The sequence below is a fragment of the Corynebacterium sp. HMSC074A09 genome, from assembly GCF_001811545.1.
Taxonomy (GTDB): domain Bacteria; phylum Actinomycetota; class Actinomycetes; order Mycobacteriales; family Mycobacteriaceae; genus Corynebacterium; species Corynebacterium hiratae.
In genome coordinates, this window is the sequence record NZ_KV805153.1 from 38,797 (window position 1) to 51,739 (window position 12,943).

The window sequence follows — 12,943 nt, forward strand, 5'->3', positions numbered from 1 at the left end:
TTGTAGGGAGTTTGCATGGCCGCGGTCACGTTCATCCACACCTCCGATTTTCAGCTGGGCATGACCCGCTGGTTTTTAAGTCCCGCGGCGCAATCGCGTTTTGATGATGACCGCGAGGCGGCGGTGTTGCGCCTGGGGGAGCTGGCCACCAAGACGGGTGCCGAATTCATCGTTGTGGCCGGTGACGTGTTTGAACACAACTCCTTGAGCAAGTCCACGCTGCTGCGGGCGAAGGATATGTTCAAGCGCCTGCCGGTTCCGGTCTACCTGCTGCCCGGCAACCATGACCCTCTTGTGGCGGATTCCATCTTCTTCAACTCCTTTGCGGATAACGTGCACGTGATTGCTGATTCGGAGCCGATTGCGGTGCGCCCGGGCGTGGAGATCGTCGGTGCTCCTTACCTGTCCAAGCGGGCCAACTATGACCTCGTGCGCCGCGCGCTGGAGCCGCTGCCGCCTGCCGAGGAGGGTGCGGTTCGCATCGCGGTGGGCCACGGCCAGGTGGAATCCCGCGCGGGCGAAGGCGAGGACTCGGATGCGGATACGATCGACCTCGCCTTCGTGGAGGAGTGTCTGGATAAGGGGGTTATCGATTACTTGGCGCTGGGGGATACGCACTCCACTGAATCCTTGGGCCGTTCCGGCAAAGTGTGGTTCTCGGGCAGCCCAGAGACCACCGCTTTCGACGATAGGGAGCGCGATTCGGGCAACGCCTTGGTGGTGACCGTTGAGGGGGATCGGGTGGACGTCGTCAAGCACCGCGTTGGCCGTTGGGACTTCCGGGCGATTGATGCGGACATCGACTCCATGGAGGATGTCGAGGGCTTCCTGGAACAGCTGGACGCGGTGCCGGAGAAGATTCGCACCGCAGTCAAGTACAGCCTGCGCGGCACCGTGGGTTTGAGCGCGCAGGCCCGTCTGGAGCAAGGCCTGGCGGAGATGGAGGAGGTTTTTGCCTCCCTCAAGCCGCGCGAGAGAACCATGGACCTGCATCTGGCGCCCTCGGAAGAAGAGCTCAGCGAACTGAGCTTGAGTGGTTATGCCGCCAATGCGCTAGCGGAGCTGCTCAAGGACTTGGACAACCCCACCGCCCGCGACGCTGCCAACCTGCTGTTCCGCCTCAGCGCGAAGGGAGCCTAAACCATGATGCAGCTGCATTCTGTTGAACTGAACAACGTCCGGGGCGTGGAGCACCTGGAGGTCAAGGACCTGCCGGAGACCGGGGTGGTGGTCATCGGTGGGCCGAACGAGGCCGGAAAGTCCACGCTGGTGGAGGCCATCGATTTCGTACTCACGGAAAAGCACACGGCTAATTCCAAGCCGGTGAGGGCGCTGCAGCCTGCCGGCCGCGATGTGGGGCCTGAGGTCACGCTGGAGGCGACCGTGGGGCCTTACCGCTTCCGCATTCGCAAGCGGTGGGTGAAGAAACGCACGTCGGAGCTGCACGTTTTCTCCCCGCGCCCGGGCCAGTGGACCGGAGCCGAGGCGGATGGGGAGCTGGATCGAATCCTCAGTGAGCACGTGGACCGCGCGCTTCTCGACGCCCTCTTCGTCCGCCAGGACGACAACCACCAAGGCATCGCCGCGGTGGGCATTCCTTCCCTGACCGCGGCGCTGGAGGAGCAGACCGGAGCGAGTGCCGCGGCGGAAGACTCCGAGCTGCTCACGCGCATCGAGGCGGAGTACAAGGAGTACTTCACCGCGAAGACAGACAAGCCGGCAGGAGACTATAAGGCTGCCATTGCCGCGTTGGCAGATGCTGAGGAGAAGCACGCTGCCGCCGAGGCAGCGCTGCGCGAGCTCGACGGTGTGGTGGAGCGCTATGAGGCTGCCGAGCTGAAGAAGAAGGAGGCTGAAGCCGCTCTGCCGGCGGCCGCGGAAGAATGCGAGCGCCGTGACGGTGAGCTGGTCGCCGCACGGGCTGCCCAGGAGAAGGTCACCGCGCAGGAGGCTGCAGTGACTCGGGCGGCGGAGGCCGTGACGCGCGCGGAGGGGGAAGCGGAGCGCCGTAAAGCTGTGGTTGCTGAGCATGCCGCAGCCGTAGAGTTAGCAGAGCGCGCCGCTGCCGCGGTTGTGGAAGCCCGGGAGCGGGCCGAGGAAGAAGCCGCCGCCCGCACGAAACTAGAAGAAGAGCGCGCCGAGGTCCACAAGCGCTACGAGGCCGTGCGCGAGGAACGCCAGCGCGCCCGCCGCGCGCAGCAGCGTGCTGAACGTGAGGCCCTGGGCACCCGACTCGAAACACTGAACAAGCTGGAAGAGACTTTGGCGGCCCGCCGCCGTGAGCTGGCGGCGACTCCCGACGTACCGAACCTTCAGGCCTTGGAGGACGCGGCTCGCGAGGTTACTGTCCAAGAGCGCCTGCGGGCGGCCGCGGCGTCCAAGCTCTACTTTTCCGGCAAGGGCTCCTTTGTCGTCGATGGCGAGGAACGTGCGCTGGAGAACGGTCAAGAACTGGCAGTCGAACTGCGCGAGGGCACCACGCTGAAGGTCGGTGACATCACCGCCCGCTACGCAGCCGGTGCGGGCGATAGCGGTGAGGAAGGCGTGGAGAAGGCCCGCGTGGAGCTCGTACGCCTGCTGGAGGATGCCGGGTGCGAGGATGTCGAGGCTGCCCGTGCCACCCACGAAAAACAAGCGGAGCTGGCCTCCGCCGCGGATACTGCTGCCCGCGAGCTTCATGCTGTGCTGGGCGGGGAGGACCTCGGTGAGCTGCGTGCGCGCTTTGAGGCGGGCGCGGCCGATGCTGAGGACGCCGAGGAGGCCGGCGGGACTACTGAGGACGACGCAAAGCCGCGGGAGCTCGACGTAGTGGAGCGTGAGGAAGAAGAGCTGCGCAGGAAGCTGGATGAGCTCGACCGCGCCCTAGCGCCCTACCGCGAGAACAAGGCCGGCGCGGCACTGGAGGTGGCCATGGTCCGTGCTGAGGACGCCACCGCGCAGCGCGATGCCAAGGCCGCGGTAGTGGAGTCGGCGCGTGCCCAGCTTGCTGATGAAGGCGTGACCGCCGCTATCGAAGCAGCACGGACCGCGTACGCTACTGAGAAGAAAGCGCTGGAGGAGATGTCCGCCGTTGATGTCGACACCGCGGAGCAGTTGGCGCGGGGAGCGCACACGCACGTTGATTCCCTGAAGGCAGCGGTCAATGCGGCGGTGGGGGATATGCGTGAGTTCCGCGGGCTTATCGATATGCACTCGGGCGCGGCCGAAAACGAGGAGAAGGCCGCTGCCGAACTCGACGTTGCTCGTGAGCGCCACGCTGCCATCCAGCGCCGCGCGGAGGCCGCGCGCTACCTGCGTTCGCTCATGCTGCGCCATCGCGACGCCGCCCGTCAGCGGTATGCCGCGCCTTTCGTCACTGCGCTCAACGGCCTGGCCCGCACCGTGTTCGGAGGTGACGTGGACTTTGAGCTCTCCGAGGAGCTCAAGGTCCAGGCGCGCAGCCGCAACGGCGAAACCGTGACCTTCGACGCGCTCTCCGGCGGCGCGAAGGAGCAGTTGAGCATCCTGACGCGCTTTGCCATCGCCCAGCTGGTGTCCAGTGAACCGGTACCCGTCGTTATCGATGACGCGCTGGGCTCCACCGACTCGCAGCGTCTCCAGCTTATGGCGGCACTGTTTACTAAGGCAGGGAAGACAACACAGGTCATCGTGCTCACCTGTATGCCGCAGCGCTATTCCTGGGTACCCGGTCGCATAGACCTTGACATGGTGAGGCTTAGGAATGCTTAAGAGCCGGAGTGTAGGGTAAGTGCCATGACAGCGGATATTCGATGGCTCACCGGCAGCGAGCAAGAGCTGTGGCGCCAACTCCTGGCCAGCATTCGCAAGATTAATCGCGGCATGGAGGAAACTCTCTTGGCCTGCAGTGATATCTCGGCGGCCGAGTATTCGGTGCTTGTTTCGCTTTCGGAGGCACCCGAGCACACCCTGCGCCTGCGCGAGCTGTGCACAGAATTGGAGTGGGACCGCTCGCGCGCTTCCCACCAGATCACCCGCATGGAAAAGCGTGGGCTCGTACGCAAAGAAAAGTGCGCAGGCGATGCCCGCGGCGTGGAGGTCGTCATGACGCGGGCCGGCCGAGAGCGCCTTGAGGCGGCGGTGCCGGAGCATGTTGAGTCCGTGCGCCGCATGGTCTTTGACCATCTGGATCCCGCCGATGTTCCGGCGCTTCTGCGCTTTTGTGAAGGCGTGCTCTCGGAGAAAAACCTTCCGGGCTATGACGGCTTCGTGCCGGACGAGCGCCTGGGCACTCGTGACCACTAGCTGCGCCCACCGGGGTAGAGTAGGCCCCGTCCGTTTACGCACCAGGAGGTGACCTGTCCACATCATGATGGGACAAGAACTGTTCGAGCACCCAGAGCGCCAATACACCACGTACGGCATCACGCCGCTGAAGGAACTCAGCGTTCAGGTAGGCCCCGTCGAGGACTTGGAAGAGCTCAGCGAGGAGCAAACCGCCGCACTTGAGCACGCCCTCGAACAGCACCCGGACGGGGCTCTGACCTTCGATGATGCCTCCCAGTTGTGGATTATCGGCGCGGAGGATGACATCGAGCGCATGTTTCAGGATCGTGAGGACTTCGTCGAAGCGCTCAACAACAATGAGGACCCTGGGGTCTAGCCCACAGTCGGTGTCATACTAAAGGCGGATAGCGGCCGAAATATCTGCGTTTAACTACGGTCAGCTCTGCATAAACTGCTAAGATACTCTGTGTTAATGGGCGAGCATCCCACACGCCACCACGAGACGGTTTCCGCGAAAACTTCTCAGGCACAGGGAGCTAAGTGAAAGGACTAAACATGATCGTCGAGCGCGATTTGGCTCAGGAGCAGCGCGAAGCAGCTGCCCGTGACAAGGCTGATGGCTGGGTTTCCGTCTTCGTTGAGTGGATTCCCTCCATGCTTCTTTCCGTGGTGATGCTGGGAGCTTTGATGTTCGGCATGTACTACGTCGAGCACGGCACCCTGGACATCACCCAGCCGATCGTCAACCAGCACATCACCCAGTAGCCTGGTTCGCCCCCTCGCTGCCGCCCAGCGGGGAGTAGCTTGACTTGAAGCCCCAGCAGTATTTCCTGCTGGGGCTTCACTCTTTCCCCCTTAACCCTCCTTACCCGCGTCTCGACGCTTCAGCCCTTGTCCTTCGCGCTCACGCATTCCTTGCCCTCGCCCTTCGCGCTCACCGTCGATCTCAATCAGCCGCCGTCCGCGGCTTCGGTGAGCGCGAAGGGAGTATTTATCCGATAGCCTGAACTCCATGGACTCTCGCATCTACGTTCGCTATCTCAACGGACCGCTCTTGTGGTCCGGAATCGTCGTTGGCCTTGCCGTCGTGGCCGCAGTGGTACCCGCAATGATCGATTCCACGTGGGCAGCCATCCTTTTTGGCGCCTTGGTCATCGCTACAACCGTGGCCTGCATCATGATGCGGGTGAAGATCGTCGTGAATGACGATGACGTTGTGGTTTCCATCCTGGGTATCTTCACGAAGAGAATTGCACTCAGCGATATCACTGGTGCCCGCGTCGGGCCTGAGACTGGGCTCAAGGAAGGCGCGGGCCCGCGTGTTGTCGACGGCGCTCCGGCCTACATCGTCTCTGGGCCGACCGTGCGCATCGAGCAGGGCAGTAGCTCTCTTATCGCCTCTGCGAAGAATCCTGAGGAAGTGGTCGCGGATATTGAGGCGCGCTTGCGCTAGTTCCATATCCCCAGACCTCGATCCCGAAACCTCCAAGTGAGTGGCTTGGTGCCGCTGAGCGCTGGGCGACGCCCACCTGCAGGTTGTGGGTTTCAGGTCTGGGGGAATGCAGAATGGCAGAGTGCGAAAGGCTTTCCCGCACTCGTGGCATTATTGAAAATACGGGCCGGGGCGCAGCCTGAGTGGAGAGATTTAGGCATGAAAAAGTGCCCCTGACAGGGATCGAACCTGCGACCTTCGGTACCGGAAACCGATGCTCTAATCCGCTGAGCTACAAGGGCATTGCTGGCGAAATGCCAACGATGCGATTCTAGCCTATAAAGACTGAAGCGCAGTAATTGGCCTCACGCCGATGGGGGTGTGGTGGGAGGAGCGAGCGGTTAGGATCGCCGCTCGCTCGTCTCCCGCAGCCTGTGCGACTAAGCGGGCTGCTCCTGTGCCTGGGGCTGGTCAAAGAAGCCCGGCGCATCCGCGGTGTGGACCTCACCGGTGCGCAGGTAATCAACCACGATCTGGTCGACGGCCTTGTTGCCCATCGCGAAGTGGCCGTGACCCGGGCCGTGGACGGTCACCACGCGGGACTGCATCGGATCCGAGAGACCGCGGTAGAAAGCGTACGGGGTCTGCGGGTCACCGGTGGCCTGCAGCTGCAGCGGCTTGGTCTGCAGGTTCTGGCCGGAGACGGCAATCGGGGTGTTGACCGGTGCGCGGCCACCGCAACCCGCGCCGGAGGCGTACATCGAGTTGAACAGAGTGAAGGGGTCAATCGTGACGAAGTTCGACCAGAGGAACGCCGGAATGAGGGTGGGATCCGTCGGCGCGGTGTTCTCATTGCACATGATGATGTTCTGCATGCTCACGGCATTGAGAACGTCCTGCTGAGCCTGCTGCGGATCCTGCTGAGGCTGCTGTGCTGCCTGCTCCTCAAAGTTAATTGGCTCGATGCCGCCGATGTGCTTGGCCAGCGTGTCCCAGGCCTCCGGGCGGGGGAGCAGCTCACGGGTTGCGGACAGCGTCGGCGAGGAGGCTTGGACAGCTTGCGGGTTGCGTACCTTGCCGGCGAGGTGCTCCGCCTGCACGCGCAGCTCACCGGTAGCAGTCATGATATTGGCACCTGGCTGGCCGGCGAACTCCAGCCCCGGCGGGAGGTCACCAATCTGGGCGTTTGGTGGAAGCACAGTCGGGCGCACGCCTGCCTCGGCGGCAACAATCTGGGACCAGCGCTCGTAGGCCTTCAGCGGGGTCTTTCCGGCGTGGTAGGTGGCGTCATTCTTGGCCACGTACGCAAAGAAGTCATGTAGCGCATTCTCGTAGCCTGCCTGCTGGGAAGCGAAGATCTGGTTCCATGCCATGTTCGGGTTCATGCCAGAGTCGAGCACGACCTTGTCGGTGTGCTGTGGGTAGAGCGTGGCGTAGGTGGAGCCCAGGAAGGTGCCGTAGGAGAGACCGGCGATGTTGATTTTCTCCTCGCCGAGTGCCTGGCGGACAACCTCCCAGTCCTTGGCGGTGTTTTCCGTCGTCAGGGAGTCGGTGTAGCCAGGGGTGTTCTTCTCGCAGTCATTGCGGGTAATCGCGCCGATCTGCGTCATCTCCGCAAGGGGATTGGCGCCCAGCTCACTGGCCGTGCAGTTCACCTCTCCCGACTCGCGCAGGCCACGCGGCTGCACACCGATGATGTCGTAGCTCTGTTTGACTTCCTCCGGCCACGCGGCGAAGCTCACCCAGCTATACGCGTCACCGCCCGGGCCACCCGGGTTGGTAAACAGGGTGCCCTGTCGGTTTCCGGTGGCCTTGAGGCGGATGAGGCCGACGTCGATGGTGCCTTTCTCCGGGGCATCGTGATAGGTCGGAACGGTCACGTGCCCGCATTCAGCGCGCTCTTCGGTGACCCCTTCCGGGCACGGGCCCCAGTTGATGGTGGGTTGATCGGCGTGAGCAACAGCGGGCGCGGCAACCAGGCCGGCAGCAACAGCTACGGGCCCCAGCACCGAGCCTAAAACGCGAGAAAGACGCATAGAATAAGGCTCCTCAAATCGTTAATAAGTACGTGCCTTATCCTATGCGCCGGGGGTGATGTGAGCCGAGTGTTCGGAAGGGGCGGGTGCCCCCGAACGTCACACTACTTAACAATCACCACAATAAGATCGCGCGGGCCGTGGACACCCTCCACGCGGGAGAGCTCGATATCCGAGGTAGCGGAAGGGCCAGAGATCCACGTTGCCGGGCGCTCCGGGTTCATACGGGAAACCATCTCCGGGACACCGTAGACGATCTGGTCCTTGCGCACGATACACACGTGACGGTCCGGCACCAGGGTCAGCGCGCGACGGCCACAGGTCTCATTGGACTCAAGCACAATGGTGCCGGTCTGCGCGGAGGTGACGTGGGATTCGGTCACCACGGCATCGACAGCGTCGAGCTCGCGCGGGTCCTTGGCGTTGTCGTCTGGGGTGGTGGTGCCTTCGAAGCCGTCGAGAAGCCCAGCGTCCATGCCGGGTGCGTAGACGACGTTCGAGCAACCGCGCTCTTTAAGGATGTCCACGAGGGTGGAGTTCAACCCAGACTCATCGGTGACGTGCACATCAGCCTTGTAGTCTTCGAGGCGGTCCACCAGCATCTCACGCAGCTCATCCTCGTTGAGCGTGCCTTCCTTCTGGTACTCGCGCGGAATGTCTACGTGGTCCGGCAGGCCGGCCTGCTTCTGGGCGGCGGAAATGCGGTTGAGGATTTCCTCTTTGGCGGTGGTCACTTGATGCCCTCCTTCTTGGCTTGGGCGAGGAGTTCTTGAGCTTCGTCAGTGTCGAACCATTGGCGGAAGGACTTCTTCGGCGGAACGGCGGTGTCGCGTACGTCGGACCACCCAGACATGAACAGCGGCAGCTTGTCGATGACTCCGTTGAAACCGCCGAGGACACGGCCGAGCGCCACCATGTGGGTGATCTGGTTCCAGATCTTCGGGTTCTTCCACACCAGCTCAACTACCTGGAAGAGTTTCTCTTCGACCGGCGGGGTGGCGTGGGTGACCTTCTGGTAGCGGTTTTCCAGAATGACCTGGGAGAGCGGGATGCGCACCGGGCATACCTCGTCGCAACGGCCGCACAGGGAGCAGGCATAGGGCAAGCTTGCCGACGGATCGTTGTGGTCCTTCATGCCAGTCAGCTGCGGCGTCAGGGAGATACCAATCGGGCCCGGGTAAACGGAGCCATAAGCGTGGCCGCCGGCGCGCTCGTAGACCGGGCAGACGTTCAGGCAGGCAGAACAGCGGATGCACTTGAGTGCCTCGTGGCCCTTGGGGGAGGACAGAGCAGCGGTGCGGCCGTTATCCAGCAGCACGATGTGGAAGTTCTGCGGGCCGTCACCTTCGGTCACACCAGACCACATGGAGGTGTACGGGTTCATGCGCTCTGCAGTGGAGGAGCGCGGCAGCAGCTGCAGGAAGACCTCGAGGTCCTGGAAGGTCGGGACAAGCTTCTCAATACCCATCACGGTAATGAGGGTCTCCGGCAGGGTCAGGCACATGCGGCCATTGCCCTCGGACTCCACGATGTTGATGGTGCCGGTTTCTGCCACACCGAAGTTAGCGCCGGAGATGGCGACCTTGGCCTTCATGAACTGCTCGCGCAGGAACTGGCGGGATGCCTCAGCCAGTTCCGCCGGCTCGGCCTTGAGGGAGTCATCGGTATTCGGCATCTTGTTGACAAAGATGTCGCGAATCTCCGCGCGGTTGCGGTGGATAGCCGGGACCAGAATGTGGGAAGGCTTGTCCTCACCCAGCTGGACGATGAGCTCCGCCAGGTCAGTTTCCTGGGCGTGGATGCCGGCCTCTTCCAGGTGCTCGTTGAGCGCGATTTCCTGGGTGGCCATGGACTTGATCTTGACCACCTCGGTCTCACCGGTCTCGCGGATAAGACCCTCGATGATCTCGTTGGCTTCCTTGGCGTCGCGTGCCCAGTGGACGATGCCTCCGCGCTTGGTCACCTGCTCTTCGAATTGGAGCAGCAGTTCGCCCATGCGCACGGCGACGTCATCCTTGAGTGCCGAGCCGGCGTCGCGAAGCTGCTCCCAGTCCGGTGTTTCATCCACGGCGTGCTGGCGCTTGTCACGAATCGTGGTGGTGGCGTGGTGCAGGTTGCGGCGCTGGGTGGCGTTGTTGAGGCCCACGTGAGCCAGCGGCACGAAGGCCTTCGAGCCGCGCAGGTTGCCGTAGCCTTCAGGAGCGCGCGGAGGAGTGGTGTCGAGGAAGGAAGTCATTAGAGCATCTTCTCCTTGGAGTAGGCCGCAGAGGTAGGAGTCCACGGGTGTTCCTTGGTGGAGGCGAGGATTTCCGCCAAGTGGATAGCGCGAACACCGGAGCGCTGGCGGGCCAGGGCACCACCGATGTTCATCAGGCAGGAGGAGTCACCGCCGGTGACGTATTCGGCCTCGGTTTCGCGGATGTGGCGGGTTTTGTCACCCACCATCGCGGCAGAAACCTCGGCGTTCTTGAGCGCGAAGGTGCCGCCGAAGCCACAGCACTCTTCAGCATTAGGCAGCGGGGCGAGGTCGATTCCTTCGACCTCCTTAAGAAGCTGGTAGGGGCGGTCACCCAGTTTGAGGAAACGTAGGCCGTGGCAGGAGGGGTGGTAGGTCACGCGGTGAGGGAAGAAGGCGCCGACGTTGGTGACACCGGCGACGTCGACAAGAAACTCCGGCAAGTCCAGGGTCTTGCCGGCTGCCTTCTTGGCGCCGTCCACATCAGCGGAGGTGCCGAAGCGGTCCGCGATCATCTCGTGCTGCTCGCGCACGGCGCCCACGCAGGAGCCGGAGGCAGAAACCACGTAATCAATGGAGGGATCCGCGAAGGCGTCCGCATAGGTGCGGATCATGCCCAAGGTCTGCTCCTGGTAGCCGGTGTTGATGTGCATCTGGCCGCAACAAGTCTGTTCCTCGGGGAAGACGACGTCGTAGCCCAGGCGGGAGAGGATCAGGGCCGTGGCCTTGTGGGCATCGGGGAAAAGTGAGTCACCGATGCAGGTGGAAAACAATGCTATTCGCATTTGTGAGCGCTCCTTAATCTGCCTCCATGTGGCTTGTCCCGTGCTGTGCACAGCGGAGTTGTGCTCGGATGCGCGCTACCAGGACAGCCGCACTGGGCATTTTTCGAGTGTGTACCTTTGAGCCTACCGCCCAAAACTCACATTATCGACACGGGATTACCCCTCCTACCTGGCTTTTTATCGCAACACTAATGTTGTGAAATTCCTAACGTGCGGTGATGGTCGCAGCGGTCGCGGCCGATATGAGGCAACCCCCAGACTGGGCGATGAAGACGCCCGAATCTGGGGGTAGTTAGTGGTGTAGAACTTTATGGCTAAACCCTTTTAGGGGACCAAGAAGCCCAGCACGTTGGTCATGAGGAAGACGATGACGCACACGACGGCGAGGAAGGCGACGGAGTAGCCCACGACCGCCTTGAAGATGCGGGATTCCTCGCCCTCCATCTGCACGGCGGTGGCGGCGATGGCCAGTGACTGCGGGGAGATCATCTTGCCCACAACGCCACCGGAGGTATTGGCGGCCAGCATGAGGTCCGGATTGACGCCGATGCGCTCGGCGGCGGTGACCTGCAGGTTGGCAAAGAGTGCGTTGGCGGAGGTATCCGAGCCGGTGACGGCGGTGCCGATCCAGCCCAGGACGGGGGAGAAGAGCGCGAAGATGCCGCCGACAGAAGCCACGAACTGGCCGATGGAGATGGTTTGGCCGGAGTAGTTCATGGTGTAGGCCAGTGCGAGGACCAGGATGATGGTCAGCGCGGAGAACTTCATGCGGGAGACAACCTCGCCGAACTTGGTCAGCGGCGCGGAGGCGTCCAGCTTGTAGCGGCCGTTCTCGTTGAAGGTCATGTAGATAAGGGCCACGATGATGCCGGAAATCAGCAGTAGGGTTCCCGGGTTGCCCAGCACGTTGAACGTGAAGGCGGTGTCCATGGCGTGGCCTTCGGCGTCGAAGACGGTGCCGTCGAGAAGCGGCCAGGCAACGTTGACCTGGAGGAAGCCGAAGATGGCCGGCCATGCGGTGGCGATGGCGAAGACAGCGGTGACCACGGCATAGGGCAGCAGGGCCATCCAAATGCGGCTGCCGTTGAGATCCGTGACCTCCTCCTGGGCGGGCAGCTCCATGCGCTCGCGCAGGCTGTCGACACCCTTGGGCTTCCACACACGCAGGAAGATGAAGCCCGCGCCGAGGGAGACAATGCAGGCCACGACGTTGGTGAGCTGGTAGGCGAAGAAGGTAGCCGCGGCCCACTGGGCAATGGCGAAGGAGATGCCGATGACGGCCGCGGCGGGGCCGGCCTCCTTAACACCGCGCATGCCGTCAAGGATAAAGAGGATGAAGAAAGGCACGACGGCGGCAATGAGCAGGACCTGGAGGGAAATCAACGCGGCGATGTCAGCGGTCTGCTCGGCGGTGCGCCCGCCGACCGAGCCCGCGGTGGTGACTGGGATGCCCACCGCGCCGAAGGCCACGGGCGCGGTGTTGGCAATGAGCACCGTGGTGGCCGCCTTGAGCGGCTTAACACCCAAGGCCAGGATCATGGTGGCCGTAATTGCTACCGGAGCGCCGAAGCCGGCGAGCGCCTCCAAGAGGCCACCGAAGCAGAAAGCGATGAGGATGGCCTGGATGCGAATATCGCCATCGCCCAAGAGATCAAAGGTCTTGCGCAGGTCATTGAAGCGGCCAGAGGCCACGGTGACCTCGTAGAACCAGATGGCGGTGATGATCACCCAGACGATGGGGAAGAGGCCGAAGAGTCCACCGCGCACCGCGGAGGACAAAGCCATGCCGGTTGGCATGCCCATGCCAAAAATGGCGATGAGAACCGCCACTACGAGCGCGACCGCACCCGAGGTGTGAGCGCGGGCCTTGAGCCCTAGGAGCATGATAAAGAACGCGATGAGCGGCAGCGTCGACACCAGCGCGGTGAGCCCGACGTTGCCAGCAATGGCGTCGGTGGTGATATTGAAGGTTGACATAAAGCTCAATTCCAGTTGGCTCCCGTCGGCGTCCCCGTGGAGGTCCCCAAGATGCGGCACCGCATGTTTCGGCCGAGCGAGAGGGCGAAAGGTTGGATCGATTCAGATAACGCCTTTTAGGGTAGAACTTGGTGCTTCGCTGTGCCGCATTGTTCACCTGATGGGGGTGGGTGACCTTGCTAACCTCTGCGACCTGATAGCGCCTCCCAGCGGCGGAGACGATAGACTTTGG

Annotated in this window: 11 protein-coding genes and 1 tRNA gene; 6 read left to right on the forward strand and 6 right to left on the reverse strand. The window is 62.8% G+C overall.

Going from position 1 to position 12,943, the window contains the following annotated elements; translation table 11 throughout:
- The first annotated feature begins 15 nt into the window (after positions 1-15).
- The 6 genes from HMPREF2807_RS07385 to HMPREF2807_RS07410 all read left to right on the forward strand — a co-directional run bounded on the left by HMPREF2807_RS07385 (position 16) and on the right by HMPREF2807_RS07410 (position 5,698).
- Positions 16-1,140 (forward strand): metallophosphoesterase family protein, encoded by a 1,125-nt coding sequence (locus HMPREF2807_RS07385; RefSeq protein WP_070511528.1) that lies wholly within the window; start codon positions 16-18, stop codon positions 1,138-1,140.
- 3 nt (positions 1,141-1,143) lie between these two features.
- Positions 1,144-3,729 carry an AAA family ATPase gene (locus HMPREF2807_RS07390; RefSeq protein ID WP_070511530.1) on the forward strand — a complete coding sequence of 862 codons (2,586 nt, stop codon included), beginning with the start codon at positions 1,144-1,146 and terminating at the stop codon, positions 3,727-3,729.
- Positions 3,730-3,753: 24 nt separating this feature from the next.
- On the forward strand, positions 3,754-4,263 hold the full coding sequence (locus HMPREF2807_RS07395) for a MarR family winged helix-turn-helix transcriptional regulator (RefSeq protein ID WP_046648908.1): 510 nt from the start codon (positions 3,754-3,756) through the stop codon (positions 4,261-4,263).
- A gap of 64 nt (positions 4,264-4,327) precedes the next feature.
- Entirely contained in the window at positions 4,328-4,621 is a 294-nt protein-coding gene (locus HMPREF2807_RS07400) for a molecular chaperone GrpE (RefSeq protein WP_070511532.1), read from the forward strand.
- Between the two features lie 179 nt (positions 4,622-4,800).
- Positions 4,801-5,010 carry a hypothetical protein gene (locus HMPREF2807_RS07405; RefSeq protein ID WP_049155112.1) on the forward strand — a complete coding sequence of 70 codons (210 nt, stop codon included), beginning with the start codon at positions 4,801-4,803 and terminating at the stop codon, positions 5,008-5,010.
- Positions 5,011-5,257: 247 nt separating this feature from the next.
- Complete coding sequence (locus HMPREF2807_RS07410; RefSeq protein ID WP_070511533.1) at positions 5,258-5,698, forward strand: hypothetical protein; 441 nt, start codon at positions 5,258-5,260, stop codon at positions 5,696-5,698.
- A 207-nt stretch (positions 5,699-5,905) separates the two neighbouring features.
- On the opposite strand, the gene HMPREF2807_RS07415 is transcribed toward HMPREF2807_RS07410, so the two are convergent.
- The 6 genes from HMPREF2807_RS07415 to HMPREF2807_RS07440 form a co-directional block, all read right to left on the reverse strand.
- Positions 5,906-5,979: transfer RNA gene (locus tag HMPREF2807_RS07415), tRNA-Arg, on the reverse strand.
- Between the two features lie 138 nt (positions 5,980-6,117).
- Positions 6,118-7,713 carry an alpha/beta fold hydrolase gene (locus HMPREF2807_RS07420; RefSeq protein ID WP_070511535.1) on the reverse strand — a complete coding sequence of 532 codons (1,596 nt, stop codon included), beginning with the start codon at positions 7,711-7,713 and terminating at the stop codon, positions 6,118-6,120.
- A 104-nt stretch (positions 7,714-7,817) separates the two neighbouring features.
- On the reverse strand, positions 7,818-8,447 hold the full coding sequence (locus HMPREF2807_RS07425) for a LutC/YkgG family protein (protein WP_070443739.1): 630 nt from the start codon (positions 8,445-8,447) through the stop codon (positions 7,818-7,820).
- Entirely contained in the window at positions 8,444-9,949 is a 1,506-nt protein-coding gene (locus HMPREF2807_RS07430) for a LutB/LldF family L-lactate oxidation iron-sulfur protein (protein ID WP_070511539.1), read from the reverse strand. Before HMPREF2807_RS07430 ends, HMPREF2807_RS07425 begins: the two co-directional genes overlap by 4 nt.
- Entirely contained in the window at positions 9,949-10,734 is a 786-nt protein-coding gene (locus HMPREF2807_RS07435; protein WP_010187137.1) for a (Fe-S)-binding protein, read from the reverse strand. Before HMPREF2807_RS07435 ends, HMPREF2807_RS07430 begins: the two co-directional genes overlap by 1 nt.
- Before the next feature lie 324 nt (positions 10,735-11,058).
- Positions 11,059-12,711 (reverse strand): L-lactate permease, encoded by a 1,653-nt coding sequence (locus tag HMPREF2807_RS07440; RefSeq protein ID WP_049155101.1) that lies wholly within the window; start codon positions 12,709-12,711, stop codon positions 11,059-11,061.
- Positions 12,712-12,943 lie beyond the last annotated feature (232 nt).

Bases quoted from the DNA above. Each gene is read 5' to 3' on its own strand.
- HMPREF2807_RS07385 (WP_070511528.1), top strand. From the start codon at position 16: ATGGCCGCGGTCACGTTCATCCACACCTCCGATTTTCAGCTGGGCATG.
- HMPREF2807_RS07390 (WP_070511530.1), top strand. From the start codon at position 1,144: ATGATGCAGCTGCATTCTGTTGAACTGAACAACGTCCGGGGCGTGGAG.
- HMPREF2807_RS07440 (WP_049155101.1), bottom strand. From the start codon at position 12,711: ATGTCAACCTTCAATATCACCACCGACGCCATTGCTGGCAACGTCGGG.
- HMPREF2807_RS07395 (WP_046648908.1), top strand. From the start codon at position 3,754: ATGACAGCGGATATTCGATGGCTCACCGGCAGCGAGCAAGAGCTGTGG.
- HMPREF2807_RS07400 (WP_070511532.1), top strand. From the start codon at position 4,328: ATGATGGGACAAGAACTGTTCGAGCACCCAGAGCGCCAATACACCACG.
- HMPREF2807_RS07405 (WP_049155112.1), top strand. From the start codon at position 4,801: ATGATCGTCGAGCGCGATTTGGCTCAGGAGCAGCGCGAAGCAGCTGCC.
- HMPREF2807_RS07430 (WP_070511539.1), bottom strand. From the start codon at position 9,949: ATGACTTCCTTCCTCGACACCACTCCTCCGCGCGCTCCTGAAGGCTAC.
- HMPREF2807_RS07410 (WP_070511533.1), top strand. From the start codon at position 5,258: ATGGACTCTCGCATCTACGTTCGCTATCTCAACGGACCGCTCTTGTGG.
- HMPREF2807_RS07420 (WP_070511535.1), bottom strand. From the start codon at position 7,713: ATGCGTCTTTCTCGCGTTTTAGGCTCGGTGCTGGGGCCCGTAGCTGTT.
- HMPREF2807_RS07435 (WP_010187137.1), bottom strand. From the start codon at position 10,734: ATGCGAATAGCATTGTTTTCCACCTGCATCGGTGACTCACTTTTCCCC.